Genomic DNA, 25,698 nt, shown 5'->3' on the forward strand with positions numbered 1-25,698 from the left:
GTAGCGGAGACAGGATTTGAACCTGTGACCTTCGGGTTATGAGCCCGACGAGCTACCAGACTGCTCCACCCCGCAATTATTCTGGCCTTTGCTGATGTTTTACATTCAAGCTTGCAAACTTGAAAAACCAACTTCGCTAGGAAATTGGTAGCGGAGACAGGATTTGAACCTGTGACCTTCGGGTTATGAGCCCGACGAGCTACCAGACTGCTCCACCCCGCAATCAGCTAACGGTTGAATCAATCAACCGAGATCGACACTATAACATGAGAATTCACATTGTGCAACATGACCTCCACAACGTGAACCCAAATTGCGCTCTAGGAATTGTCCGTCTTCTTGTATTTCTGCTCGCGGATCTGCTCCTGAGCTTTCATCAGCCGGTACAGACGATCTCCTTTGATTAACGGCCGAACAACAATGCGCAGGTTCGAGTTGTGCGTGAAATAACTCCATACCCAGTCAATGAAGATTAAAAGACGGTTCTTGAATCCGACAATATTCATCAGATGGATGACCAGCCAAACCAACCAGCCTAAAAATCCTCCGAACACTAAACCTTTCGTTTCAACGACGGCATGATTGCGCCCGATCGTTGCCATGGAACCTCGGTCATGATATTTAAAGGGTTTAAGCGCTTCCCCGTCCTCCATCGCGAGAATGTTGTCTGCGCAGTTGTCCGCCTGCTGCATTGCCGGCTGGGCAACCTGCGGATGACCGTCCGGCCAGTCTTTCTGCTTCATGAGCGCAGTATCGCCTAAGGCAAACACGTTTTTGTATCCGCCGACTCGGTTAAATTCGTCAATAATCAGGCGATTCCCATGGCCATACATGTCTGAGCTGAACCCGCCCATCGAATTTGCGATAACACCAGCTGTCCAAAACACGTTCGCGGTGGGAATCTCTTCATTGCTGAGCCTCAGCACTTCATTCTCATATCCAAGAACACGCGTTTTCTGTTTCAGCTCAACGCCGCGGTAACGAAGATACTCCTCAGCTTCTCGAGAAGATTTCGGCTTAAATGAGTACAAAAGACGATCCTTGCCGTCGACCAAAATGATTCTCATCTTGTCAACGTCTAAGTCCGGATAATCTTTGCGAAGAACAAAGCGTCGCATCTCGGCTAAGGCTCCGGCAAGTTCAACACCGGTGGCACCGCCTCCGACAACCACAAAAGTCAGAAGCTTTTCGCGCTCCTGCATGTCGTCCGTATCTACTGCTCTTTCAAAACTCTCCAGGATGTGGTTTCTGTTGTACAGTGCCTCGGCGGTTGTTTTCAGCGCCATGGTGTTTTCTTCCAGCGCTTTGTTTCCAAAGTAATTAGTGTCGCAGCCTGTTGCTATGACGAGATAGTCATAATGCAGTCTGCCGATCGAAGTTTTGACTTCCTGAGTTTCAGCGTCGGTTTCCAAGACTTCGCACATGCGGATATGGAAGTTTTTTCTGCCGGCAAACAAGCTGCGAAACGGAAATGAAATGGACGAAGGCTCAACGCCAGCTGTCGCTACCTGATAGAGGAGCGGCTGGAAATTGTGATGATTGGTTTTGTCCAGAAGAACAATCTGAAACCGCTCATCTTTTAGCCTTTTGCAGAAATTCAGTCCTGCAAAACCTCCTCCGACAACAACGACTCGTTTGAGTTCTGCCGAGCTCGGAATATCCATTAACCGATCCATTGAAAAGTCCTCTAAGTTCTATGCGCTGATTTTTATACATTCCTATTCAACTGTCATCACCCATTCAGATGAGAACTTGTTTTCAAGTGCGAAAATCTGTAACAGACGCCTACTGCGGCACGGCTTTTTATGTTTATTAGGATCAAATCGATAACAAGTTTTAAATAACTTAAGTTCATGATTTAACTAACTCTCAGTTTTGATTTGCTTGCATAGAATTAAATTATTACAACCCCACATTCTCAAGATTAAATGACTAATTTTCAGACTCTCGCTTCACCTTATGCAGAACGGTTTTTAAATCAGATTCGTGAAGAAAGCCGTGACGGACGCGGCGTATCCCGTCAGGGTTACGGACCTCATGAGCAGTACGTCCACGATTTGGTTATTTCCGAGGCAAAGCGCCTAAATATGGAAATTGAAATCGATCCGGCCGGCAATTTGTGGATTACACGTCCCGGTCAAAACCGCAGTCTCCCCGGCATCGTTTCCGGTTCTCACGGAGATTCCGTTCCCGAGGGCGGAAACTACGATGGTCTTGCAGGGGTCTGCGCTGCTATGACGGTTGCGGATATGCTTGATCGACTGAATGTTCAGCTCGAGCGTGATTACACGGTTTTAGTCACACGCATGGAAGAAAGCTCCTGGTTTGGCAGAGCCTATGTCGGCTCATTAGCGCTTACCGGAAACCTTAAACCGGAAGAAGTGCAGCTGAGACACCGTATCAGCGACCGTACGCTTTTCGATACGATTAAAGACGCCGGGTTCGATCCTGTTGCCATGACAAGCGGAAAACCGCTTAAAGAGCTCTCCAACATTGCCGCCTTTATTGAACTTCATATCGAGCAAGGCCCCACTCTGGAAAACAATCCGACACACCGCATAGCTGCCGTTACCGGTATTCGAGGCAATCTGCGTCACAAGATCTGCAGAGTTATCGGCGAAACTGCGCATTCCGGTGCGGTTAATCGTGAATTCAGACACGACGCGGTACTCGCGCTCGCGGATCTTCTTAGCAGAATGGACAAACACTGGAAAGAATGGCTTGATGCGGGCGAAGATCTGGTCTTCACATGCGGCGTCGTAAACACTGCTAAAACCGCAGCGATTGCGATTATTCCCGGAGAGGTTACTTTCGGTCTTGATATGAGAAGCCTTTCCATGGATACGCTTTATCGATTCCATAATCTGATGCTGGCTGAATGCGATGAAATCGCTAAAGAAAGAGGCGTCCGCTTCGAATTCGACAATGTTCTTGTCTGTGAAGCGAGCGGTGTGGATCCTCAGGTTCGCGGAAGAATCGAAAAGGCCGCAGCCGATCACAGCCTTAACGCGCTCTCAATCCCGAGCGGCGCCGGCCACGACGCAGCGGTTCTCTCCAACGCCGGTGTTCCTGTCGGCATGATTTTCGTCGCTAATCAGAACGGTTCCCATAACTGGCGTGAAGCCATGAAGCTTGAAGATTTCATCCAGGGCGCCGAACTGCTTTGGCACACTGTATGTGATTATGACAATAAATAACTAATCTCCTTTTGAATCCACTGATATCCCTGTTTTTGCGGGCAGTTGAGACCCTCCACTCATCTGCCCGCTTTTTTCTTCTTCAAGCCCTTGTGTATCACTCGGAACTATAATTGCCTACTAACGTAAACCGAGTAATGAATCAAATGTATTACAAAGCACCGACATTTTTAATTGTCCAGGACGATGAAGGTCAGATTGCCTTTCAGCGTGAGGATCTGATGCGCTACAGCGGCGCGCGCGGACTTATCGCTAGCGGAGTGGTCCTGCGCCTCATTCTCGCTGCTTCCGAAGACCTTTGCCCCGGAAGCATTCCTTTCCGTAAAGAATTTAAATTCAGGACCTCCTTCCCCGGTGACGAGGTTCGAGACGGAATAGAACTTGTTACAAGAGCGGTAACACAAGGCAGATTTACCTTGGATCTTTCGATCGGACCGGATTTTGCGCCTGCGACACCGGCCGGCGGAAGAATGTATTTTGAGGTCGCCTATAAAGATAAGGCGATGTCTTATGTTCTTGATCCGAGCATCTTTACTCAGCAGTGGCTTGAAGAAGTTGTGCGTCACCAGGAAGGGAGCGTCAGCAAGGAAGCTCACGCCAAATATCTTGAGTACAAGTATCAAATCCTCGGAATGCTGCTTTCTCGTCCGGAGGTCTTTACGCAGCGTGAGCCGGTGAGCATCGATCGCTTCAAATAGATATCAGTATGGGCAAAAGAGAAATTCATTTTTGTGAAAAATGCGGCCACCCGACTAAACGGGAAATACCCGAAGGAGATACGCACGAGCGCGATGTTTGCCCGTCCTGCGGCTACATCGCCTATATCAATCCGATAAATATTGTCGGTACGGTACCTTATCTCGGCGACAAGGTGCTGCTCTGCCGTCGGGCTATCGAGCCGAGGCTCGGATACTGGACACTTCCCGCGGGTCACCAGGAGGTTCAGGAAACAACACGCGAAGGCGCTGAGAGAGAAACCGAGGAAGAAGCCGGAATCCATGCGGAGATTTCTTCTGCGCCCTACATCCTTCTGGATATTGCGCACGCCGATCAGCTTCATCTGATGTTTCTTGCGCGCATGAAAGACGAAAGCGTTAACCCCGGACCGGAAACCTTTGAAGCTAGGCTTTTTAGCGAAGAGGAAATTCCGTGGGACAAGCTCGCCTTTAACTCGGTGGAAAAATCTCTGCGCTTATTTTTTGCGGATCTGAAAAAAGGCGCCTTCGGCTTTCATTACATTGAAAAGCACACACCGGGCAAGTTTTTATAGGATTTGCTGTCATGTCGGAGATTAAATTCATCAGCGGTGCGGACAGCTTTAAGGTTCTCAATCCGCTGAATCCGATTTACAAGCAGCGTTATGAAGGTATTGTCGCTTTTTCCGATACGCTTCGCGCAGAGATGCTTCGTGCGGGTTACGCTAAAGGCGTGTTTCCGTGGTCGGTCTCTGCGCCCTACCTGTGGTTTTTTACCGATCCGCGTTTGGTACTCGATCCGAGTCAGCTGATCATTTCTCATTCGCTTCGCAAGCGGATTAGAGACGCGCTTCAGAATGTTTATCGAAGGGACGGGATTAAACACAAGCTTGAGATTTTCTTAGACCATGCTCCGGAAGATGTCCTAAGCGGCTGCGCTGCCGCTCGCCCGGGACAGGACGGCACATGGATCAGCCGTCCTTTGAGACGCGCATATCTTGAAAGCATGAAAGACGGATTCTTTCATACGATCGAATGCCGAGTTGACGGTAAACTTGCCGCGGGTCTCATGTTTGATTCCATCGGAAGGATGCTGTACGGAGAATCCATGTTTACCGCCTTTCCCGATCTTTCCAAGCTCGCGCTTTCCATGCTCTGCTCTATCGCCCGCAGCGAATCCGTTCATATGATTGACTGTCAGGAAGCGACCGAGCATCTCATCAGTCTCGGCGGAACAGAACTGAGCGGCTCAGACTTTTATCAATCTCTTCAGAAAGAGACCGCACGAGATCCTATTGACTGGCGACTCTATTGCGGCCGCTCACTCAACGATTGTCTCGGAATTCTCCTCTCGGATAAATAGTTTCTTTTATCGCTCTCTTTTAAATACAACGATTTCACGGGCATTTAGGTAAAACTTTAATACCCGATTCAGACAGCGGCGCATTTGCATTGCTATACTTTTTCTATTCCGATTCCTCGGAAGGTTTATTTGTACCTACGAGAAGAACGAATCGAACATTATTTTGGAAAATTTTCGGCAAACTATTATTCACGGACCGCTATGAACGCCTTATACAAAGCCGCTAAGACCGTGCTGTTTCGCTTTACACCGGAACAGGCGCATCACATTATTCTCTCGAATCTTGACTGGATCACTCAGTTTGGTCTCCAGAAACTCGTTACGCGTCGTTTCCCTGAAGATCCTATCGAAGTAATGGGACTGCGTTTCCCTAACTGCGTCGGACTTGCCGCCGGCATGGACAAAGACGGAGAGCACGTTACCGCTTTCGGCGCCTTAGGATTCGGTTCTGTGGAAATCGGTACCGTCACGCCTAAAGGTCAGCCCGGCAATCCGAAGCCGAGATGCTTCCGTCTGGTTAAGGACGACGCCATCATCAACCGCATGGGCTTTAATAACGTAGGCGCGATTCAGGTCGCAAAGAACCTTCAGAGCGCAAGAGCTTTCCGCAACAGAGGCGGCATCCTCGGCGTCAATATCGGCAAAAATAAAGTCACGCCGAACGAAGACGCGCTCAGCGACTACATTAAGTGCATGGATCGCCTCTACATGAGCGGCGACTATATCGCTATTAATATTTCTTCTCCCAATACGCCGAATCTTCGTGATTTACAGGCGGACGCCGAGCTGGATCATCTGCTCGGCGGCATCGCGGAGCACCGCCGTAAACTCACGGATCAGAACGAAGGCAAAATCGTACCGATCGCGGTTAAGCTCGCCCCTGACCTCAGCGACGACGGTATTCGTTCCGCGCTTGATATTATTGTGAAGCACGGAATGGACGGCGTGATCTGCACCAACACCACGATTACCCGTGAGCCGGTCGCGCATAATCCGCTCTCTAAAGAGACAGGCGGTCTTTCCGGCAAACCGCTCATGGAAAGATCCACCGAAGTCTGCCGTCTTGCCTCGGAACACCTTCAGGGAAGACTCCCGATTATCGCTTCGGGCGGAGTCATGGAAGCCAAGGACGCGGTTGAGAAAATGAAAGCCGGCGCATCCATTGTTCAGCTCTATACCGGCTTTATCTTTAAGGGGCCCGAGCTGATCGCGGATTGCTCTGAAGCGATCGCGCAGTGGCGTTCTCTGAATAAAGCTTAATTAAACGCCGAATCCATATGAAGTGTTTTATCGGACTGCCGGCTGCGAAAGAAGCGGTGCCCCATCTTTGCGAACTGCAGAAACGAGCGTTCTCGATTGATCCTGCGTCTCGTATTATTCCGGCTGAAAACTTCCACGTCACGCTTGCGTTTATCGGAGAGATCACACCCGAGCAGGCTCAGCTCGTCGCTCAGGGCGTGGACATCATGACGGATTTCAGCTCAAGGAGCTGGAGCATTACCCGAAGCGGCCGGTTTGTTCGTCCGAAAGTCTTTTACGTCAGCGGCGAGCGCTATGAACCGATTTTCCATCTGGCTCGCGAAGCGGCGGAAATTCTTCATACGCTGAACATTCCTTTTGATGAAAAAAGCCGCTTTACACCCCATATTACAGTTCTGAGAAATTCCCATTTGGATGAACCCGTGGTCACGCATCCCTTTGAGTGGCCGATCCTCAGAGCAAGACTATTTGAATCCAAACTGGACGAAGACGGAAAGCGCGTCTATGTTCCGATCTAACTATCAGAAAGAGAGTCAAACATGAACGGAGTCGAAATTGTTACCCGCCCGGGGTTTTGGAATATCCCCGTATGGGCAATTATCGGGATCTACGTCATCGGAATTGCGGCCTGCGTTATCTGCGCCTTAGGCATCCGCAAGTCCTATCTGCTTTGGCGCGCGGGCAAGCCCTACGCTATGGATAAGGAAACCAAACGCCGCTGGGGATTTTTCTATCGTGAGGGCCTGCTGCAGAAACGCATCGTGCGCAAGCCGCTCGGAAGCAGACTCCATTTTTGGATTTTCTGGGGCTTTGTATTTCTGTTTTTCGGGACTGCGCTCGCCGTACTGGACTGGGATATCGGCAAACTGATTTTCGGCAAGCAGTTCCTTGCGGGCGGTGTTTACTATTTTTATAAGCTGATTTTGGATATTGCCGGCGTGGTCTGTCTGATCGGCTTGGGGATGGCTTTTTACCGACGCTTTATTAAAGAAGGCCGTCAGTTTGAAAAGTCGATGCGTTTTATTTACATTCTCGGTTCTCTCGCAGTCATCATTATCACCGGCTACATTGTGGAAGCGCTTCGTCTTGCCGCAGAGCAGCCCGCGCATGCTGTATGGTCGCCCGTCGGCAACTTCATTGCGCAGGTGTTCTACAGCGGCATGAGCAAAGAGCAGCTCGAGGCGCAGCATCTCTGGGTTTGGATTTTCCACGGTCTGATTTCTCTCGCTTTTGTTGCGCTCATTCCGGCAACCTACTTTTCTCATATGTATAAGAGTCCGACCAGCATTTACTGGCAGAGAACCAAACCGAGAGGACTGCTTGAAAAAATTGACGACATTGAGGAGCAGGAAATCTTTGGTATTTCCAAGTTTGGTCAGTTCAGCTGGCACGATCGTCTGAACTTTGACGCCTGTGTTGAATGCGGCCGCTGTACATCGGTGTGTCCGGTCAACCGTGCGGGCGGCCCGCTTGATCCGCGAGAAATTATTCTTTCGCTTAAAAAACGCATGGAAGAAGGCTACAGCAAGTCCGAAGATATTCTTGTTCCGGATGTAGTTTCCAAAGAAGCGCTTCTTTCCTGCACTACCTGCGGCGCGTGCGTCGAACAGTGCCCTTCCCGCATTGAGATTGTCAATACCATCGCCCAGATGAGACGTTCCGTCGGTATGGAGGAAGGACAATTTGCCGAAGGCGTCGCAAAGACACTGCAGAATATTCAATCGGTGGGCAATCCCTGGGGCCTGGACCCGGACGAGCGCTTTGCATGGGCTAAGGATTTAGACATTCCGTTTGCGGAACCCGGAGTCCACTACGATATTCTGTATTGGGTCGGCTGCTCCGCTTCTTACGATAAACGCAACCAGAAGATCGCGCGTGCCATGATTAAAATCCTGCGCGCTTCCGGTCTGAGTTTCGCTGTCATGGCTGAAGAAATGTGCAATGCGGAATACGCTCGGCGTGTCGGCGAAGAGTATCTCTTCCAGATTCAGACTCAGATGAATATTGAAAACCTGCGCCAGTATACGTTCAGCCGCATTCTTGCGCACTGCCCGCACTGCTTCAATACGCTGAAGAACGATTATCCCGAGTTTGAACGCGGTCAGTTCAACGTTATTTCGCATGTTCAGTTCATTGCCGAACAGATGGATGCGGGCCGCATTAAAGCGTCCCTGTCTGAAAAAGAGCGCATTGCGGTTCATGACGCCTGCTATTACGCCCGCTATAACCAAATCATCAACGCTCCGCGCTTTGATCTGAATAAGGTTGAAGGTCTTGAAACCGTCAATCCGAAGGAATGGGGATGCAATACGACTTGCTGCGGCGCGGGCGGCGGTCAGTTCTGGACCGATACGGACGCTTCAGAGCGCCTTAACGTTATCCGCCTGAAAGCGATCGTCGATACGACCGGATGCGACAAGGTCGCAACGAGCTGCCCGTTCTGTCTGTCGATGTTTGATTCGGCCAAGTCTCAGGATAAATCACTATCTGAAATTTCAATTGCGGATGTTGCCGAAATTATTGCGAAAAATCTAAAATAATCAATAGAAGTATTAATGAATTAAAACTACCCAATGGAAAATTCCGCTTACAAGGCAAACATTCAGGTGCTTGACCGCACCAGCGCGATTCTGAGAGTTTTGACTCAGCATCATGAACCTGTCAGCCTCAAGGTCATTGCCGATGAAACGAGTCTGCATGTTTCCACCTGCTACCGAATTTTGAATGATTTGGTTCGGCTTCGTTTTGTGGAAAAAGGATCGGTTGCGGGGACTTATCGTTTAGGTCTGCGCTTTCTCCAGCTCGGCAATTTGGTCAGAGAGCGGATTTCCGTTCGAGATACCGCTAAATCCGGGATGCAGCGCCTGCATAATCTGACTCGTCAGACGGTTAATCTTTCGATTCGTCAGAATGATTCGATTGTTTATATTGACCGCATTATGCGCGAGCGCCCCGGAATTCAGGTTGTGCGCACGATCGGCGCGACTGCCCCGCTTCATACGACAAGTTCCGGCAAACTTTTTCTCTCGGAAGATTCTTTTGAGCAGATCAGAGCCTATGCGCTCAGAACCAACCTTGAGCCTTCCACGCCGAAAAGCATTACGGATTTGGATCAGCTGATCAATGAATTAAATCGAGTCAAAACACTCGGATTTGCCAAGGACGACGAAGAGCTTGAGCTCGGCGTCTGCTGCATCGCGGCGGGCATTCGAGACGATTCGGGCAAATTGGTCGCGTGTTTATCGATCTCATCGCCCGCAAATAATGTTCAGGAAGGCTGGATCAGCGAGCTCAAGCATACGGCCGACGATATTTCCGAACATTTAGGGTATGTCGCAACACCCGGAGAACTTTACGTTCGACCGGACTTTTCCTAACAGCTTTGACGGCCTGCCCTAAAGAAGGCCTTTTTCATCATGACGCAGCAGTGCCTCTTCTGTCATCTTCCCGATCAGTTAAAAGTTCAAGCGGAAAACGCGCTCGCATTCGCAATTTTTGACGGGTTTCCGGTGAATCCCGGTCACACGCTCATTATTCCGAAACGCCATGTTGCTTCCTACTTTGATCTTACCGAAGACGAAGTTCGGGCCATGCATGAGCTTTTAGGGCAAATGAAAGTCCGGATAGAAAATGAATTCCGTCCGGACGGTTTTAACATCGGCGTCAATGTCAGCGAAGCCGCAGGGCAATCGGTTTTTCATGTGCATATGCACTTAATTCCGCGCTTTAAGGGCGACATTGAAAACCCGAGAGGCGGAGTTCGAGGCGTCATTCCCGCTAAGAGAAGCTACTGATCACAGAGCGCCTCGGTCAAGCGCCTTTTTAATTTCCTGCGATTCTTTTGTAATTCTCGCCTCTTCTTCCTGTCTGCCGTAGCGCTCCATTGCGAACTGAACAATCGCTTTGGCGAGCAGATCGTCCGGCACAAAGGAAGCGGCAACATTTTCTTCCTTGAGACGAAGTGCTTCCTCATCCGTGCCGGCAGGCATAATCGCTTCGATTTTTGTATTCAGAAGGCGCGCAGTCTCCATAATTTTGCGGCAGGTAATTTCGTTTTCCACCGCCATAATGACAAGCGCCGCATCCTGAATATGCGCCTGAATCAGAATCGCAGGGTCGGATGCTTCGCCGCAGACCGCATTGATTTTGCGCTCTCTGAGTGACTCAACATTCGTGCGGTTTTCATCGATCACCACAACCGAGAGATTACGTTCGAGCAGAAGGCTGAGGATTTTCTCGCCTTTTTCTCCGTCTCCGATCAGTACGATATGGCCGCGCAGAAACTCAGAATCGACATCATCGGGCATCAGTGACATCGGATCTGTTCGTGCATCCATACGGCGGGCAAAAGCCCAGTGTTTTTTGATGAAGGCGCGCACAAAATCCGCGCTCGCGAACGCGAAAGGATTCAGAGCGATGGAGATAATCGCACTCGCAAGCACAAGGCTCATCCCCTCCTGTGGCAGAATTCCGAGCTGGATACCAAGCGCCGCAAGAATAAATGAGAATTCTCCGATCTGCGCAAGCGAAGCGGAAACCGTAATCGCTGTATGCAGCGGGTAGCGGAACAGAAGCACGAGGAAAAACGCGACGAGTCCCTTACCGAGAATAATAATCGCGAGGACCGCCAGTACGTGAAGCGGCTGCTCAATCAGAATTCTCGGATCAAACATCATGCCCACGCCGACGAAGAAAATTACAGAGAACGCGTCGCGCAGCGGCAGAGACTCCATAGCGGCTCTGTGCGAGTATCGGGACTCACGCATGACCATGCCGGAGAAAAACGCGCCGAGTGCGAAAGAGACTCGGAAAATTTCCGCAGCTCCGTAAGCGATTCCGATCGCAAAGACCAGCACTGAAAGCGTAAAGAGTTCGCGAGAGCCGGTTTTAGCCACCTGACGCAGAAGCCAAGGCAGAAGGCGTTTGCCGACGATCAGCATCAGTGCGATAAAACCGAAGACGCGAGCGAGCGTCCAGAGAATAATTTCCCACAAGGGTTCGGCCGAAGAAACTTCCTGCTGAGACGAGCCCATCATAAAAGCGAGTGGCGGCAGAAGCACCAGAATCAGCACGGTCATAATGTCTTCAACCACGAGCCAGCCCACAGCGATCTGACCGTCATGGCTTTCGAGCAGTCTGCGGCTTTCCAGGCCTTTTAAAAGAACGACGGTGGAAGCGCAGGATAAACATAAGCCGAAGACGATGCTTTGTCCCCAAGGCCAATCCCAGCAGTGCGCCAGCAGCGCGCCGAGCGCGGTTGCCAATCCCATCTGCAGGATAGCGCCCGGAACCGCGATTTTTTTAACGCGCAGCAGATCCGTCAGAGAAAAATGAAGTCCGACCCCAAACATCAGGAGCATGACACCGATTTCTGAGAGCTGGCCCGCGATACCGACGTCGCCCACAAACCCGGGCGTCGCCGGAGAAATAATAATACCCGCAAGGAGGTAGCCCACTAAAGCCGGGACCTTGATTCTTTCCATCACGAAGCCGAGCGCCCAAGCGATCGCAAAACCGATCGCAAGCGTGGAAATCAGACTGAAACTGTGACTCATTGAATTGCTCCGTCAAGAGAAAAGTTATGAAGGGTTGGCGGGAGGAACCGGGTCAATTTTGCTGTTCTCGACGATTTCTTCGTCCTCGGGATTGTCGCCTTCGAGCAGCTCTTTGCGTACGAGCTCGCTCATTTTGTCCGCAAGTGCGGTAGAGGCCTGAACCACCATACCGAGATTGTCCGCGGTCATATTGGCCGCTTCAGAGTCCGATGTCGCGCGAAGGATAAATTTAATATCCGGGTTCAGCAGTTTGGAAGTTTCAACTACCTTACGCTCCAGGATTTCATCGCGAATTGTCAGAATTAATAATGGGCTCTTATGTACGTGAGCCTGAAGAAGCGAGGACGGATCAACTGCGTCGCCCTGAATGGCAGTCAAACTGCTGCGTCTGAGCTTCTGCACCAAAGCATCGTCCTTATCAAGGATTACAACCGGAATGTTTAATTTGTTTAATTCATTGCAAAGTTTTCTGCCGACTTCGCCATAACCGACAACCACGACATGGCCGGTGATTTTCTTTTGTTCAACGTCGTCAGGCATCAGAGACTGAGGAGACGGACGGGCGGCCGCCACGCGAAAAAGTTTACTTTTTCTTTTGAGGAAATCGCCGACCTTTTGCATACTTGCGAACGCAAACGGGTTGACCGCGATGGAGAAAATCGCTGCCGCAAGAACCAGGTTCATGCCCTCTTCCGTCACAAGACCAAGACTTTGGCCGAGGCCCGCCAAAATAAATGAGAATTCGCCGATCTGCCCCAAGCAGGCACCGAGAGTAAGCGCGGTACGCAGCGGATAGCGAAGAAGCACCACGAGGATTGTTGCGATGACCGGGTTAAAGAGCAGAATAATGAGCAGAATGCCAAGCAGATGGAACGGATGCTCCATGATGACCGACGGGTCGAACATCATTCCGACACCGACGAAGAAAATCACAGAGAACGCGTCACGCAGCGGCAGCGACTCAATCGCCGCCCGATGCGCATACTGAGATTCGCGCATGACCATGCCGGCAAAAAAAGCGCCGAGCGCGAACGAGACGTGAAAGATTTCAGAAGCGCCGAATGCGATTCCGATCGCGACTGCCAGCACACATAGCGTAAAGAGTTCGCGCGAACCTGTCTTAGCAACCTGCCAAAGCAGGAACGGGAGCACTCGTTTACCGATCACCAGCATCAGGACAATAAAGACAATCACCTGAGCAAAAGTAATCAGAAGGAGCTGCCAGAGCGGAACCGCGGTGTTCTGTGCTTCTCCTCCCAGCATTGAGGAGAGCGGCGGAAGAAGAACGAGCAGAAGGACAGTTACCATATCCTGAACGACCAGCCAGCCAACCGCGACGTTTCCGTCAAAGCCCAGCAGCAGACCTCTCGCTTCAAGCGCCTTAAGCACCACAACCGTTGAAGCGCAAGACAAACAAAGTCCCATGAGCAGTGCGTGACCGAAATTCCATCCCCAGAGATAAGAAAGAGCTGTTCCGATCAGAGTGGAAGAAATCATTTGGCAGATCGCGCCAGGCACGACGAGTCCCTTGACTTTGATTAGATCCGATAAGGAAAAATGCAGTCCGACACCGAACATCAGAAGCATGACGCCAATTTCAGCAAGCTGATTTGCAAGCGCCAAATCTACATCGAATCCGAAAACCGAAGGGGATACCAAAATACCTGCGATAAGGTATCCGACAAGCGCTGGCACTTTAATTTTTTCCGCAAAAAAGCCCAGTACGAGAGCGACTCCGAAACCGATCGCGAGCGTAGAGATGAGTGAAACAGAATGCATTTTCGGTATTGTTTGAACTAACTGCTCAAAGTTGGCTTTAAAGTTGTTAATTTTACGCAATCGGGAAAAGAAATTTTGGATAATCCCCGTTGTAAGTGAATAGAAGATTAGTTAGACAGTACCGATGAATAAACCGCTCATTGCAAAAATCAACGATAAATTTGAGGCTGCGCTTTTAATTATCCAGGCGGGCGCGCTCATGGTCATTACTGTCGCAACTGCAATTGCCATTGTCGCTGAGGGTTACGACATGTTCCATTCAAGAACTATCGGGCTTGCGAACCTTCTGCTTCTGTTTCTTTTTATCGAGATTTTGTCAATGGTGCGACAGTACGCACTCGGGCAGCATGAATTAAAGCTAAAAACACCGCTGGTCATCACGGTCGTCGCAGTCGCCCGTTACCTCATTATCAATATGGAGCATCTCACGAGCAAGTGGATACTTCTTACCTCCATTTCTATATTGATTCTTACAATTTCTCTATTAATTTCACGCCAAATCAAAGGTCTTCACGATGATGAAATAGAGGACTTAAAGATGTCATCGGCTAAGAAACTTCTCGCAAAAGTAACCGCCAAGAATAACAATGATGCGGGATAATTAAAATACAATTCGTATTAGTGCTAATAGTTATTCCCAAATAGGCTTCTAGAATATGTGTGTAGATTTGTAATAAATATAAATCTCGCTTTTTGCGCAAAGAAGTTTTTGCGCCCAACTAGGAGAACTACGATGGTTTTAACCAAAATTTCCGCAGCAGTCGCTTTAGCAGGTGTTGCAATGGCTGCAGGTGCTGTTACATACACACCCGGAACCTACACAGAAAAAGTTAACGGCCACAATGCGGCATTCAATGTCAGCGTGACTGTCAGCAAGAATAAGATTGAAAAGATCGAATACCCTGACAACCTCGAAACCATTGGTGTCGGCCGTGTCGCTCTGGACAAACTGTCCAAGAAGATCATTGACCGTCAGTCTCTTGGTGTTGACAATGTCACAGGCGCAACGATTTCTTCTTTCGCTTTGAAGGGCGCAGTTAAGAAAGCTCTTGAAAAAGCCGGCGTCTCCAAAGATGATATGGCCAAGCTTCAGAAGAACACAGAGAAATACACTGCTCTTCCTGCTGAAGTCAAGACACAGGTTGTCGTGATTGGCGGCGGCGGATCGGGGCTTGCTTCCGCGATTGCTGCTCAGCAGGCAGGCGCCAAGGTTATCGTTCTTGAAAAACTCGGTCTTCTCGGCGGTTCCACCAACGTTTCCGAAGGCGCTCTGAACGCGGCTGACCCGGAACGTCAGGGCAAACAGGGCATCGAAGATTCTATCCAGAAACATTATGATCAGACAATGAAGGGCGGCCATGATATCGGCAATCCGGTTCTGGTTCACTATCTCACCGACCATGCTCTGGAATCCGTCCACTGGCTCGAAAGCATCGGCGTTCAGTTCAAACCGGAAGTCGGTACTGCTACAGGCGCCCTCTGGCAGCGTTCTCACTACCCTGCCACTCCGTCCGGCAACACCTACATCCGTTCGTTTGAAAAGTACATCGCCGCTCATAAGAATGACATTCAGGTCTACACAGACATGAATGCCGAGTCTCTGATCAAGGACAAGGCCGGCCGCGTTATCGGCGTCGTCGCTAAAGACAACCATACCGGCAAGACAACCAAGTTCATGGCTGACAAGGGCGTTATCGTTGCTACCGGCGGTTTCGGCGCAAACGTTGAACTTCGCCAGAAAGTCAATACCGGCGTCTTCAAAGACTATGACCTCGGCAAGGGCATCGGCTGCACGAACTTCAACAAGTCCGCTCAGGGCTCCGGCATCATCATGGGTGAAAAAGTCGGCGCCAACGTTATCGGCATGTCTGACATTCAGGTTCATCCGTGCGGCACACCGGGTACAGGTCTGATGGAAATGGTCCGTACTTCCGGCCGCAACCGCGTTTTCATCAACAAGGACGGCAACCGCTTCGTCAACGAAGGCGCTGCTCGTGACGTTCTGGCCAAAGCAATTTTTGCTCAGCCAGGCGCTACATACTATGTCCTTGTCAACCACCTGCGTTATCCGTCTCTTGACTGGGTTGACGCCAACGGCGCGAAGATGAAAGACATGATTGACCTCGGCCGTGTTGTTGCTGCTCCGACTCTTGAAGAACTGGCTAAGAAACTCGACATGCCGGTTGAAAACCTCAAGAAGTCCATCGCCGACTATAACGCTGTCGTTGCCGGCACTGCTGAAGACAAGCTTGGCTTCAAGGCCAACAACAAGGCTGACAAGCAGATGACCGAAGGTCCCTGGTACGCCTGCAAGAAGGTTCCGACAGTTCACCACACAATGGGCGGTCTGGAAATCAATGACAAGGCTCAGGTTCTCGACAAGAACGGCAAGGTTATTCCGGGTCTCTACGCTGCCGGTGAAACCACTGGCGGTATCCACGGTTCCAACCGTCTCGGCGGCAACGCTATCGCTGACATCATGACATTCGGTCGTGACGCTGGTACACACGCTGCCAAAGGCAACTAATCCTTAGTCGATTAGCTTGATCTAAGTTTAGGGGGCTCCAATCGGAGCCCTCTTCTTTTTACATAGGCAGCGTTTCTATCTCTTCGGCTAGAGACAGCAAGGCAAAATCTTCTTTTGCTTTAGCGCCGATCATGATGCTTCTCGGCAGTGTCTCGCTGAAATCAATCGGCATGGATAGCGTGGGTCCGCCGCCAATCGCCCACCAGTCCAAGTAACTCAGCGTTAGTGCAGCCTGTGCTCCGGTCATCTCCAACATTTCACCGACCAATTGACTCGCTTTCTGAATATTGGTTTGAACAAGACCGGATAACGCTTTTCCATGAGGAAGATCAGCCTCGAGCGCGTATGTCAGGCGCTCCATCCCGTAGGGATGCGAATGGGCTCTGGAAGAATAGCGTTCAACGAGCGCTTCAAAAGTTCGCGGCTCTGTCCCGGACGCATATCTTTGAAGGAAGTTCGTCATATCCTTTTTAATATCCGCTGACGAAATGGTCTTGTAATCGAATTCCGCCATCGGCGCGTGTCTGAATTCAATATGGAATCCGCCTTGTTTAAGCGCAGAGATAAATCGGCGGACGGCCGGAGTATTCAGAGTTGCATTGTCTCCCAAGGAGACTAAGAAAAGCAGCGTTCGACCGTTAAATTTCTTTTTACGGAGCTCTGACGGTACAAATGACTGAGGATCTGAATCGTCTTTACCGAGCATGGCGGAAAAGACCGTTTTTAATCCGCTGAGGCTTCTTGAGAGTACCCCCGGCGCGTCAAATGAAGACGAAAGCGGAATAATGCCGCTTCTGGAGACTGCGCCTCTGGTCGGCTTAAAGCCGAAGACGCCGTTTGCCATCGCGGGCATCATAAGACTGCCTCGGGTTTCGGTTCCGAGTGCGGCGTCACAGAAACCTGCCGCGCAGGCAATTGCTGAGCCAGAACTCGATCCTCTGCAGGGATACTGCGCACCGTGCGGATTTCTTCCAAAGCCGCCCAACTCAGAGTAACCGTCCTTAAGAACGCGCGTCGTCACAAAACCCGCGAGTTCCGTCAGATGCGTTTTACCAAAGATATCAATCTGAGGATTTTTGCGGATTTGACGAACGCAGAATGCGTCCGGCAGCACAAGAACTCTAAGCGCGTAGGATCCCGCGGACGTCAAAAAATCCTGTACACCGATATTGTCTTTTGCAAGGATTCTGAGTTTGGCTGAATCCTTCGGTCTTCTGCAGAAGCGCACCGCTCTGAGGTTTTCGTTGTAAGCGCGAATGCGCGTAAACATTTGCTCAGCAGACAGCGGTTCAATTAAAGGATAAGAAAAGTCCTGCATAGCTTGGAACTCCCGTTTTTTAGCCATCATAGCCGAAACAGGAGCGGCAATGCGCTTTACAGGACTTATGTTAGAAGCGACACTCCAAAGCCGTCAGGAAGCTGAATTTATTCAAGTAACCGGCCTCAACCGACCAATTAAAATTCGGCGTAATTTCCCAGCGGAAGCCGGTCAGTATATTCCAGGGCGATTTAATGCGCTGCTCCACATTGAATTCACCGTTTCCGTGCCAGTTCACTGCTGAAATAATCTGCTGCAGCTTGGGCGAGAACGATAAATTTGTCAGGTTGCCGCGGAAATTCTGCTGCACGCTGTAATACATCGCGCCGACCCAGAAATTGAATTTACTCTGCGGCAGCCCGATTGCTTCCGCCGCCGGAAGCGTAAAGCGGTATCCGACTCTCGGAGAGAGCGTAAAGGCTTTTATGTCGCCTTTGATAATGTTGAGATCGGTCTTTGTGTAATTCAAGTCGAGCAGACCGAACCAGTTGCCGACTCCGCCCGCAAACGTGGTGCCGAGACCGTAAGTGGTTCCTTTGAATTTCAGGATGAAATCCAGCCCATCCATGTCTCCGATCCCTTTGATAATGTTATTGACGAAGGAATTGGTGGAACCCACGTCAATCTTAGAGACGGATTTGCCTTTGGTTCTGCCCGCAACCGCATACACGTTCATGAAAGGAAAGAGCCAAGCGTCGGCGCGGATCGTTTCGGTATGGCTTCTCTGCTTTGTGCTGTGTACATCAATCTTAAACAGATCGGACGGAATATCGATGATTGTCGGATTGTTTGGACGGAAAATATTGTTGATTTTTAAAGACAGTCCGCCAAAAGTAATGGACTTAACATCAATATCCTGTCGGATATGCATGTAGTTGACCCCGATGCCGTACGGATTGGGCAGCTCGTAGCCTCTCTCACGCGCTTCTTTGCCGAAAATCGGAAGAAAAGAATCCTCCTCCCCCTCTTCCGCTTCCTCTTTTACGGTCACATGCGGAGCGTCCTGAGTGTTGGACAGCTCGACGCCTTTAGGGTTCAGGGCATATTTGGAAGAATCAGAAAACTCTCCGGCGCAAGCGCACAGAGGCGCACAGGCAATCGCCAGATATTTAATAAGATATAAAATTTTCAAAGGATGAGCCCCTAAAGAAACCTTAATCGGTCGGCAAAAATAAGAACCCCGAAGTCTACAGCTGCGGAATTACCCTTTTTGAAAATCAATGTAAAAATCATTTATCTTGTGACCGATTATTAGCTTGCTCATTCTGACAGTTAATATGTGAGCTATCAGACAAAAAGAACTAAATTAGGACATCATTTTTTGTCGGTTCCTATGGAACTTAAGGAGTTTGAAATGCCTGTTTTAGCAGCTGCTGAGGTACCGCATCCTCCGCTTATCATCCCGGAAGTCGGAAAAGGACAAGAGAAAGTCATACAAAGGACCATCAACGCATACACTCAGGCGATGCGCTTTCTGGCTCGTTTTAAACCGGATACTGTCGTCGTGACAACACCGCACAGTGTCATGTATGCGGATTACTTCCATATTTCTCCCGGAAAATCCGCCTGCGGCGATTTATCCCGCTTCAACGCGCCGAATGCTTCGGTTAAAGCGGACTACGATTCCGAATTTGTCGACGCATTGGAAAAGCACTGCAAAATAGAAAACATTCCAGCGGGCACGCTTGGAGAGCGCGATCCGTCCTTAGACCATGCGACCGTTGTGCCGCTTCTTTTCTTAAAGGATTATCTGGACAAATTTGAAGTGGTTCGCGTCGGTCTTTCCGGCCTTTCCATTGAGGATCACTATCGTCTCGGCGAAGCGATTTCCGAGACCGCCGATCAGCTCGGCAAGCGTGTTGTGATGATCGCGAGCGGCGATCTCTCGCACAAGCTTACAGAGAGCGGTCCTTACGGTTTCAGCGCTGAAGGTCCGAGGTTTGATAAAGAAATCATGGAATGCTTTGAAGATGCGGATTTTCTGCGCATGATGAAAATCAAGCCTGAAGTTTGCGAATCGGCTGCCGAGTGCGGTCACCGCTCTTTTGTCATCATGGCGGGCGCGTTTGACAAGCGCAAAGTCGACGCGCATGTCCTTTCGTATGAAGGTCCTTTCGGCGTCGGATACGGCGTCGCCACTTTCGAAGGCGGAGAGGCCGATCCGAATAGAAATTATTTAGATCATTACATCGCTTTTGAAAACAAAGCGAGAGAAGAGCGTATGAAGCACGAAGACGCGTACGTCAGACTTGCCCGCCTCAGCGCGGAAACCTTAGTTCGGACGCATCAGTACACGGGGCTTCCGAAAGATCTGCCTGAGGAGCTTCTGAACCAAAGAGCGGGCGCGTTCGTTTCTATTCACGAGCATGGAAAACTTCGCGGCTGTATCGGCACGACAGAGCCCACGCAGCAGAATCTTGCTCTTGAAATCATTGCAAATGCCGTGTCAGCAGCAACACGCGATCCGAGATTTCCGCCGGTTCGGCCCGGAGAACTTCCCTCTCTGGTTTACAAGGTGGATGTTCTGTCTCCGGCTGAAAAGATCGATTCGGAATCCCAACTGGACGTTAAAAAATACGGTGTGATTGTTGAGAACGGTTCTCGCAGAGGTCTTCTTCTGCCTGATCTTGAAGGTGTTGACACGGTCGAGCAGCAAATTGCGATCGCTAAACAGAAAGCGAACATCGCGCCTCAGGAAAGTGTTCAGCTCTATCGCTTCACTGTGACGCGGCATCAGTAATGACCGCTTCAGCTCAAGTTTTATGTGATGTCTGCCCGAAGTTCTGCAGACTGAGAGAGGGACAGACGGGGTTTTGCCGCGCAAGAAGCAATATCGGCGGGACGATTGTGCCGAATAATTACGGACAATGCACGTCGATCGCGCTTGATCCGATAGAAAAGAAGCCGCTTGCGCGGTTTTATCCCGGAAGTTTTATTTTGTCGTACGGAAGCTACGGCTGTGATTTGCGCTGTCCCTACTGCCTGAATCATGAAATATCGATGGCCGGACGCGTGATCCCGACGCGGAAGATCACTCCGGAGAGTCTTTGTGATTTAGCGGTTGATTTAAGCCATCGCGAACCCGGTAATTTAGGCGTCGCGTTTACGTACAACGAGCCGCTCATCTGCTGGGAATTTATTCGTGATACTTCTCAGCTACTGCATGAAGCGGGACTCAAGTCGGTTGCTGTCACCAACGGCGGCATTACTCGCAAGTATGCGGATTTGGTTCTTCCGCATATTGACGCGCTCAATATCGACTTAAAAGGCTTTTCGGACGATTTTTACCGGATCGTCAAAGGTGAATTTGAGACCGTTAAGGACTTTATCGGGAACGCCGTTCATTACGGCTGTCATGTGGAACTCACGACTCTGATCATTCCTACCGTCAATGACAGTCCGCAGCTTATGGAAAAAGAAGCCGAATGGATCGCGTCACTTTCACCTGATATCGCGCTGCATCTGAGTCGATTTTTCCCGCGCTATAAGTGGAATGATTTTCCGATCACAAGCGCTGAGACGATCTTTGAGCTTCGGGACATTGCTAAAAAGCATCTGAGACACGTCTATTGCGGAAATTTGTAGATAAGAAATAAGCCCGAGAGGTTAAGAAGCTCCCGGGCTCTTTCATTCAATTAGTTAATTGAATTAGAACTGATGGTTCATACCGACAAAGAACTGAACGACGTTGTCGCCTGTGTAGTCTGTGCCGTATTCATTGCCGCCGAGGTTAAAGTGCAGAGAGCTGTCGGGACCCGCTTCAATTGCGTAACCGGCGTTACGATCGTTAAAGACCGCTTCAACACCGCCGTAAATGCGAGTGCGTTTGGAGAGCGGATAAGCGACCAGGCGTTTGCGTCAGAACGAGTCTGATCCTTCATATAGGAGCCGGAAATCATCCACTTGCCGCCGAAGAGCGGTGTGGAAGTACCGATCTGGCCATCCAGAAATTAGCAGAATTGGTTTCGTCGTTCGTGAATTTCTTCGTGAACTGAACAACCGGCTTTGTGACACCGAAGTCATAGCTTGCAGCAAAGTTCAGGTACTGGTTGTTCCAAGAGGCATCCTGTCCGTCGGGACTGAACTTGCGGAAGAGGTAGCTTCCCATTGCGGAGAACTTGCCGTAGTCAAACTTAGCGGCGTAGTTGTAAATATTGTCTTTGCCGTTGGAATTCCGGCCGCCGGCAGCTTGTGCGCTTTCGGTGAGCGCCAACCAAGTAAAAAACCTCGCTCGGCTTAACGCTTTGCGAGGTTTTAATAATGACGATTAAAGATTAGTGATGGCCGCAGCAGCATCCGCCTGCTTCGTGACCCTTATCATGGCCATGACCGCCGCATCCGCAGCCGCCCTCACCGTGTTCATGGTGACCATGTCCTCCGCAGCCGCATCCGCAGCCCATCCCGGCAGGCTGCAGTGTTCCATCAATCAGCTGCTGAATTGCTTCATCGGGATTTCCGCTCACACCCGGAACAACATCAATACCAAGCTGCGCAAGTGCGACAAGCGCACCGTGTCCGATGCCGCCGCAAAGTACGGCCTGAACGCCCTGAGCTGCTAAAAATTCAGAGATAGCCGCATGGCCGCTTCCCTGTGTATCCACAATAACAGCTTCCTGAACACCCTGAGGAGTCACTTCAAAAATCTTAAACTGAGGCGCTCTGCCAAAATGCTGGCAAATTTCTCCATTCTCGTAGGGAGTCGCGAATTTCATGTAATTCTCCTAAATTATTCAGCGTTAAAACGTGTGGTTCATTTTAACAACACTGGCGCTTCAACAAATTAAGCCAATTTTATAAAAAAGATTAAATGTAACGAACCGTTATATATTGATACGGCTGAAATATTTGTGTATCAGACCGAGCAGCTGATTCGGGATTTAGGGATCAAACGAAACTAGAATCAGGCTTTAAAAGTTTCTCTTGTCAAACTCTGTAAAATGAATGCAATTGATCGTTTTTTTAAGATCTCTGAGCGCGGCTCTAATGTAAAAACAGAATTCCTCGGAGCAATATCGGCCTACCTCGCAGTCTGCTACCTTTTTATTGTGGTTCCCGGCATGCTTTCTGACGCCGGAATGCCGATTGCGGATGCTACGGTGGCAACGATTTGGGCGGCGATCCTCGGAACCGTTATGATCGCCTTTATTGCGAATTTCCCGATCGTGGTCGCACCCGGCCTGGGAATCTCAGCGTATTTCGCATATTACGTCTGCGGCGCAATGGGACTTTCGTGGCAAGCGGCGTGCGCGGCCGTCGTTATTTCAGGCTTTGTATTCTTCCTGCTTACCGTGACCAGAGTTCGACAGGCGATCATACAGTCCATACCGCTGGATCTAAAGCTTGCGATCGTTGCAGGTATTGGCGCGTTCATCACGATTATCGGTCTGAAAAACGCCGGAATCGTTGTTCCGAGCCAGTCCACTATGATCGGACTCGGAAATATGCTTGCCCCTCAGGCCTACCTGACCATTCTCGGCGTGATCATCGCAGGCGTTCTGATTAATAAAGGTGTTCGCCTCGGAATGCTGATCGCAATTCTGGCAGTAGCGGTATTGGGCGTAGCTTTAGGCGTCACACCTACCGACGGTGTCTCCAAGATGTTCTCCGCCGATTTTAAGATTTTCCCGACAGAGACAATCTTCCAGGTGGACTTTAAAACCATGATGACGGTCGGCATTGTCGGCGTGCTCTTCTCCATTACGATGGTTGATCTCTTTGACAACATGTCGACGCTTATCGGGCTCTCCTTCCGTGCGGGATTCATGGGTAAAGGCGGCGAGATTCCGGGTTTGGACAGAGCGCTGATTTCCGACTCTGTCGCGACGATGGGTGCAGGCTTAATCGGCACGCCGACCTCTACCGCTATCTTGGAAAGCGCTGTCGGCATCGAAGCGGGCGCGAGAACCGGTTTATGCGCTCTCTTTTTGGCCGGTTTCTTTGTCCTTACACTCTTTATTACGCCTCTGCTTACGCTGGTTCCCGCCTTTGCGACCGCGTGCGTGCTGATCCTTGTCGGCTACATGATGATGCAGGGAACCGTGACGAAAATTAATTTCCACGATGTTTCCACCGGAGTCCCCTGCTTCTTCACGATCTTCATGATGCCCTTTACGTTCAACATCGCCACCGGTTTGGGTTTTGGTGTTATCAGCTTTGTACTGCTCAAACTTTTATGCGGCAAAGCTAAAGAGATTTCTCTCACCATGGGGATTCTTGCGATCGTTTTCTGCGGCATTCTTGTGTCTCACTAAAATGCGCCGACTTGGATACAATTGCGCCTGTTTCGTCAGACAATAACGAAAATACGGATTTACTGAAAAGGATATTTAAAAATGTTGGAAACCGCTGAAGAACTTACTCTTGATCAATTCGGCAGCACACCGATTGAACGCGTTGAAAAAGCGCTTGCTGATCTCAGGGCCGGCAAAGGCGTATTAGTGCTGGACGATGAAAATCGTGAGAACGAGGCGGACTTAATTTACTCCGCGGACCATCTGACCGAAAAGCAGATGGCGCTTATGATTCGGGAATGTTCCGGAATCATCTGTGTCTGTCTTCATGATGAAGACTGCAAGCGGCTGGACCTGCCTCAAATGGTTCAGAGCAACAGCAATACGCAGGGAACCGCTTTTACCGTTTCTATTGAGGCAGCGCACGGCTGCACCACCGGTGTCAGCGCCAAAGACCGAGTCACGACTATTAAGGCTGCTGCGAACCCCAAAGGCAGACCAGAAGATCTGCTTCGTCCGGGCCACGTCTACCCGCTTCGCGCCCGCTCCGGCGGCGTCCTTGAAAGACGCGGCCATACAGAGTGCACGGTTGATTTGATGCGTCTTGCAGGACTCAACCCCTGCGGTGTACTCTGCGAACTCATGAATGAAGACGGAACCATGGCCCGTCTTCCCGAAACGATCGCGTTTTCCAGAAAGCACGATCTGACGGTCATTACGGTTGAAGACCTTGTGACTTATCGAGAGGCCAAGAACATTTAACCAGACAAAATTATCATGCTTAAGCCGCTCCTTTTTTTACCGGGGCGGCTTTTTAATTTGCAATCGGTTTGGGTTTAGCAGGGACGCAGGAAAGGATCACAACGTTGGCTAATACCATGATGACGCCAAGTGTTTCTAAAAGTCCTAGGTGCAGATTCATGAACATTACGCCGAAGAGAAAGGCGGAAAGCGGCTCTACACAAACGATCAGACCGACAACGACCGGAGAAAGATATTTAAGACTGTACAGATACATCCAAAACGCAGCAGCCGTTCCGAAGACCACAATAAAACCGAGCGCAAGCCAACTGTTTGGTGTCAAAGAAAGCATCGCATCAATCGGACGCAGCGCGATAAATGAAGCGATTCCGGCAACAAAGATACCCCAGCTCACCACGGGCTCTACGCCGTATTTTTCTATGAGAGGCTTAGGCTGTATGGAATAAATCACTGCAAATACCGCGGAAACGAGCCCCCAGAAAACCGTATTCCAATTAAAGTCAAAACTGGTTAGATCTCCTTTTGAGACGATAAAAACAACTCCGAGAAATGAGATGACACAGCAAAGCACTTCAATAGAAGTAAAACCTTTCTTGCCTCGAAGGTATAAATAGATTCCGGCAAGCAGCGGAACCAGTGCAAGAAAAATCGCTCCGGTACCGGCGTTGGAATAATAAATCGCAAAAAAGAACGTCAGATGCGCGAATAGAACTTCAAACCCGCTCAGCACAATACCGAGTACAGCTTTTGGAGAAGAAAATACGCCGAGCATCTTTTTTCTGACGAAAAACAGATTTAGCGCAACCAGCAGGATACCCGCAAGCAGCAGCCGCATTGAGACCAAATTTAGTGGTGTAATGTCGGATGTTTCAAAAAGGTACTGAACGCAAACGCCCATAGCGCCCCAAAAAATACTGGCGAGTATGGCTAACAAAACCGCAAAAAGCGATTTTGCTCTTTGGTCGTTATTTAATTTAACAGCTGCTGTGGTATGAGACATTTTCAACTTCAC

Annotated in this window: 24 protein-coding genes and 2 tRNA genes; 16 read left to right on the forward strand and 10 right to left on the reverse strand. The window is 50.0% G+C overall.

Features of this window, described 5'->3' with window-relative positions:
• Position 1: 1 nt before the first annotated feature.
• The 3 genes from NFR90_RS09040 to NFR90_RS09050 all read right to left on the reverse strand — a co-directional run bounded on the left by NFR90_RS09040 (position 2) and on the right by NFR90_RS09050 (position 1,676).
• Positions 2–75, reverse strand: a tRNA-Met gene (locus tag NFR90_RS09040).
• A 70-nt stretch (positions 76–145) separates the two neighbouring features.
• Positions 146–222 (reverse strand) — tRNA-Met (locus tag NFR90_RS09045).
• 98 nt (positions 223–320) lie between these two features.
• The gene (locus NFR90_RS09050; protein WP_251452381.1) at positions 321–1,676 is read right to left on the reverse strand and encodes an NAD(P)/FAD-dependent oxidoreductase; all 1,356 of its coding nucleotides are present in this window, start codon (positions 1,674–1,676) and stop codon (positions 321–323) included.
• A gap of 252 nt (positions 1,677–1,928) precedes the next feature.
• Between NFR90_RS09050 and NFR90_RS09055 the strand changes: the two genes are divergently transcribed.
• The 9 genes from NFR90_RS09055 to NFR90_RS09095 all read left to right on the forward strand — a co-directional run bounded on the left by NFR90_RS09055 (position 1,929) and on the right by NFR90_RS09095 (position 10,309).
• Entirely contained in the window at positions 1,929–3,197 is a 1,269-nt protein-coding gene (locus tag NFR90_RS09055) for a hydantoinase/carbamoylase family amidase (protein ID WP_251452382.1), read from the forward strand.
• A 146-nt stretch (positions 3,198–3,343) separates the two neighbouring features.
• The gene (locus NFR90_RS09060; protein WP_251452383.1) at positions 3,344–3,895 is read left to right on the forward strand and encodes a hypothetical protein; all 552 of its coding nucleotides are present in this window, start codon (positions 3,344–3,346) and stop codon (positions 3,893–3,895) included.
• A gap of 23 nt (positions 3,896–3,918) precedes the next feature.
• On the forward strand, positions 3,919–4,467 hold the full coding sequence (locus NFR90_RS09065) for an NUDIX hydrolase (RefSeq protein WP_370267554.1): 549 nt from the start codon (positions 3,919–3,921) through the stop codon (positions 4,465–4,467).
• An 11-nt stretch (positions 4,468–4,478) separates the two neighbouring features.
• Complete coding sequence (locus NFR90_RS09070; protein WP_251452387.1) at positions 4,479–5,255, forward strand: leucyl/phenylalanyl-tRNA--protein transferase; 777 nt, start codon at positions 4,479–4,481, stop codon at positions 5,253–5,255.
• Between the two features lie 201 nt (positions 5,256–5,456).
• Positions 5,457–6,515, forward strand: coding sequence for a quinone-dependent dihydroorotate dehydrogenase (locus NFR90_RS09075; RefSeq protein ID WP_160335879.1), 1,059 nt, complete (start codon positions 5,457–5,459; stop codon positions 6,513–6,515).
• Positions 6,516–6,532: 17 nt separating this feature from the next.
• Entirely contained in the window at positions 6,533–7,033 is a 501-nt protein-coding gene (gene thpR, locus NFR90_RS09080) for an RNA 2',3'-cyclic phosphodiesterase (RefSeq protein WP_251452389.1), read from the forward strand.
• A gap of 21 nt (positions 7,034–7,054) precedes the next feature.
• On the forward strand, positions 7,055–9,055 hold the full coding sequence (locus NFR90_RS09085; protein ID WP_251452391.1) for a heterodisulfide reductase-related iron-sulfur binding cluster: 2,001 nt from the start codon (positions 7,055–7,057) through the stop codon (positions 9,053–9,055).
• 33 nt (positions 9,056–9,088) lie between these two features.
• Entirely contained in the window at positions 9,089–9,892 is an 804-nt protein-coding gene (locus NFR90_RS09090) for an IclR family transcriptional regulator (RefSeq protein ID WP_160335882.1), read from the forward strand.
• A gap of 39 nt (positions 9,893–9,931) precedes the next feature.
• Positions 9,932–10,309 carry an HIT family protein gene (locus tag NFR90_RS09095; RefSeq protein ID WP_160335883.1) on the forward strand — a complete coding sequence of 126 codons (378 nt, stop codon included), beginning with the start codon at positions 9,932–9,934 and terminating at the stop codon, positions 10,307–10,309.
• Here the strand turns inward: NFR90_RS09095 and NFR90_RS09100 are convergent, their stop codons facing one another.
• Positions 10,310–12,070 carry a cation:proton antiporter domain-containing protein gene (locus NFR90_RS09100; RefSeq protein ID WP_251452397.1) on the reverse strand — a complete coding sequence of 587 codons (1,761 nt, stop codon included), beginning with the start codon at positions 12,068–12,070 and terminating at the stop codon, positions 10,310–10,312.
• A 24-nt stretch (positions 12,071–12,094) separates the two neighbouring features.
• Positions 12,095–13,849, reverse strand: a complete 1,755-nt coding sequence (locus NFR90_RS09105; RefSeq protein WP_251452398.1) for a cation:proton antiporter — start codon at positions 13,847–13,849, stop codon at positions 12,095–12,097.
• 124 nt (positions 13,850–13,973) lie between these two features.
• Between NFR90_RS09105 and NFR90_RS09110 the strand changes: the two genes are divergently transcribed.
• Positions 13,974–14,450: a phosphate-starvation-inducible PsiE family protein gene (locus NFR90_RS09110; protein ID WP_251452399.1), complete on the forward strand. Its 477-nt coding sequence runs from the start codon at positions 13,974–13,976 to the stop codon at positions 14,448–14,450.
• Between the two features lie 132 nt (positions 14,451–14,582).
• Positions 14,583–16,376, forward strand: coding sequence for a flavocytochrome c (locus NFR90_RS09115; RefSeq protein ID WP_251452400.1), 1,794 nt, complete (start codon positions 14,583–14,585; stop codon positions 16,374–16,376).
• A gap of 58 nt (positions 16,377–16,434) precedes the next feature.
• On the opposite strand, the gene NFR90_RS09120 is transcribed toward NFR90_RS09115, so the two are convergent.
• Together NFR90_RS09120 and NFR90_RS09125 are read right to left on the reverse strand one after the other, a co-directional pair.
• Positions 16,435–17,694 carry an amidase family protein gene (locus NFR90_RS09120; RefSeq protein ID WP_251452402.1) on the reverse strand — a complete coding sequence of 420 codons (1,260 nt, stop codon included), beginning with the start codon at positions 17,692–17,694 and terminating at the stop codon, positions 16,435–16,437.
• Between the two features lie 70 nt (positions 17,695–17,764).
• Positions 17,765–18,826, reverse strand: a complete 1,062-nt coding sequence (locus NFR90_RS09125) for a hypothetical protein (protein ID WP_251452404.1) — start codon at positions 18,824–18,826, stop codon at positions 17,765–17,767.
• A 222-nt stretch (positions 18,827–19,048) separates the two neighbouring features.
• Here NFR90_RS09125 and amrA point away from each other — a divergent pair, with 222 nt between their 5' ends.
• From amrA to NFR90_RS09140, 3 genes are all read left to right on the forward strand, one after another.
• Positions 19,049–20,434 carry an AmmeMemoRadiSam system protein A gene (amrA, locus tag NFR90_RS09130; protein ID WP_251452405.1) on the forward strand — a complete coding sequence of 462 codons (1,386 nt, stop codon included), beginning with the start codon at positions 19,049–19,051 and terminating at the stop codon, positions 20,432–20,434.
• Positions 20,434–21,279, forward strand: a complete 846-nt coding sequence (gene amrS, locus NFR90_RS09135; RefSeq protein ID WP_251452406.1) for an AmmeMemoRadiSam system radical SAM enzyme — start codon at positions 20,434–20,436, stop codon at positions 21,277–21,279. Before amrA ends, amrS begins: the two co-directional genes overlap by 1 nt.
• 72 nt (positions 21,280–21,351) lie before the next feature.
• Entirely contained in the window at positions 21,352–21,567 is a 216-nt protein-coding gene (locus NFR90_RS09140) for a hypothetical protein (RefSeq protein ID WP_251452407.1), read from the forward strand.
• 22 nt (positions 21,568–21,589) lie between these two features.
• Here the strand turns inward: NFR90_RS09140 and NFR90_RS09145 are convergent, their stop codons facing one another.
• Together NFR90_RS09145 and NFR90_RS09150 are read right to left on the reverse strand one after the other, a co-directional pair.
• Complete coding sequence (locus NFR90_RS09145; protein WP_251452408.1) at positions 21,590–21,907, reverse strand: hypothetical protein; 318 nt, start codon at positions 21,905–21,907, stop codon at positions 21,590–21,592.
• 61 nt (positions 21,908–21,968) lie between these two features.
• The gene (locus NFR90_RS09150; RefSeq protein WP_251452409.1) at positions 21,969–22,406 is read right to left on the reverse strand and encodes a NifB/NifX family molybdenum-iron cluster-binding protein; all 438 of its coding nucleotides are present in this window, start codon (positions 22,404–22,406) and stop codon (positions 21,969–21,971) included.
• A 225-nt stretch (positions 22,407–22,631) separates the two neighbouring features.
• On the opposite strand from NFR90_RS09150, the gene NFR90_RS09155 reads away from it, so the two are divergent.
• Positions 22,632–23,945 (forward strand): NCS2 family permease, encoded by a 1,314-nt coding sequence (locus NFR90_RS09155; protein WP_251452411.1) that lies wholly within the window; start codon positions 22,632–22,634, stop codon positions 23,943–23,945.
• An 81-nt stretch (positions 23,946–24,026) separates the two neighbouring features.
• Positions 24,027–24,686: a 3,4-dihydroxy-2-butanone-4-phosphate synthase gene (gene ribB / locus NFR90_RS09160; RefSeq protein ID WP_251452414.1), complete on the forward strand. Its 660-nt coding sequence runs from the start codon at positions 24,027–24,029 to the stop codon at positions 24,684–24,686.
• Between the two features lie 52 nt (positions 24,687–24,738).
• Here the strand turns inward: ribB and NFR90_RS09165 are convergent, their stop codons facing one another.
• On the reverse strand, positions 24,739–25,686 hold the full coding sequence (locus NFR90_RS09165; RefSeq protein ID WP_251452417.1) for a DMT family transporter: 948 nt from the start codon (positions 25,684–25,686) through the stop codon (positions 24,739–24,741).
• Positions 25,687–25,698: the final 12 nt, after the last annotated feature.

It is taken from the genome of Parasutterella muris, from assembly GCF_943193095.1.
Classification (GTDB): domain Bacteria; phylum Pseudomonadota; class Gammaproteobacteria; order Burkholderiales; family Burkholderiaceae_F; genus Parasutterella; species Parasutterella muris.

Excerpts from the sequence above, each read along its gene's own strand:
- thpR (WP_251452389.1), top strand. The coding sequence starts at position 6,533 with ATGAAGTGTTTTATCGGACTGCCGGCTGCGAAAGAAGCGGTGCCCCAT.
- NFR90_RS09105 (WP_251452398.1), bottom strand. The coding sequence starts at position 13,849 with ATGCATTCTGTTTCACTCATCTCTACGCTCGCGATCGGTTTCGGAGTC.
- NFR90_RS09100 (WP_251452397.1), bottom strand. The coding sequence starts at position 12,070 with ATGAGTCACAGTTTCAGTCTGATTTCCACGCTTGCGATCGGTTTTGCG.
- NFR90_RS09085 (WP_251452391.1), top strand. The coding sequence starts at position 7,055 with ATGAACGGAGTCGAAATTGTTACCCGCCCGGGGTTTTGGAATATCCCC.
- NFR90_RS09120 (WP_251452402.1), bottom strand. The coding sequence starts at position 17,694 with ATGCAGGACTTTTCTTATCCTTTAATTGAACCGCTGTCTGCTGAGCAA.
- amrA (WP_251452405.1), top strand. The coding sequence starts at position 19,049 with ATGCCTGTTTTAGCAGCTGCTGAGGTACCGCATCCTCCGCTTATCATC.
- NFR90_RS09155 (WP_251452411.1), top strand. The coding sequence starts at position 22,632 with ATGAATGCAATTGATCGTTTTTTTAAGATCTCTGAGCGCGGCTCTAAT.
- NFR90_RS09070 (WP_251452387.1), top strand. The coding sequence starts at position 4,479 with ATGTCGGAGATTAAATTCATCAGCGGTGCGGACAGCTTTAAGGTTCTC.
- NFR90_RS09060 (WP_251452383.1), top strand. The coding sequence starts at position 3,344 with ATGTATTACAAAGCACCGACATTTTTAATTGTCCAGGACGATGAAGGT.
- ribB (WP_251452414.1), top strand. The coding sequence starts at position 24,027 with ATGTTGGAAACCGCTGAAGAACTTACTCTTGATCAATTCGGCAGCACA.
- NFR90_RS09075 (WP_160335879.1), top strand. The coding sequence starts at position 5,457 with ATGAACGCCTTATACAAAGCCGCTAAGACCGTGCTGTTTCGCTTTACA.
- NFR90_RS09165 (WP_251452417.1), bottom strand. The coding sequence starts at position 25,686 with ATGTCTCATACCACAGCAGCTGTTAAATTAAATAACGACCAAAGAGCA.
- NFR90_RS09150 (WP_251452409.1), bottom strand. The coding sequence starts at position 22,406 with ATGAAATTCGCGACTCCCTACGAGAATGGAGAAATTTGCCAGCATTTT.
- NFR90_RS09090 (WP_160335882.1), top strand. The coding sequence starts at position 9,089 with ATGGAAAATTCCGCTTACAAGGCAAACATTCAGGTGCTTGACCGCACC.
- NFR90_RS09110 (WP_251452399.1), top strand. The coding sequence starts at position 13,974 with ATGAATAAACCGCTCATTGCAAAAATCAACGATAAATTTGAGGCTGCG.
- NFR90_RS09055 (WP_251452382.1), top strand. The coding sequence starts at position 1,929 with ATGACTAATTTTCAGACTCTCGCTTCACCTTATGCAGAACGGTTTTTA.
- NFR90_RS09115 (WP_251452400.1), top strand. The coding sequence starts at position 14,583 with ATGGTTTTAACCAAAATTTCCGCAGCAGTCGCTTTAGCAGGTGTTGCA.
- NFR90_RS09095 (WP_160335883.1), top strand. The coding sequence starts at position 9,932 with ATGACGCAGCAGTGCCTCTTCTGTCATCTTCCCGATCAGTTAAAAGTT.
- amrS (WP_251452406.1), top strand. The coding sequence starts at position 20,434 with ATGACCGCTTCAGCTCAAGTTTTATGTGATGTCTGCCCGAAGTTCTGC.
- NFR90_RS09050 (WP_251452381.1), bottom strand. The coding sequence starts at position 1,676 with ATGGATCGGTTAATGGATATTCCGAGCTCGGCAGAACTCAAACGAGTC.
- NFR90_RS09140 (WP_251452407.1), top strand. The coding sequence starts at position 21,352 with ATGGTTCATACCGACAAAGAACTGAACGACGTTGTCGCCTGTGTAGTC.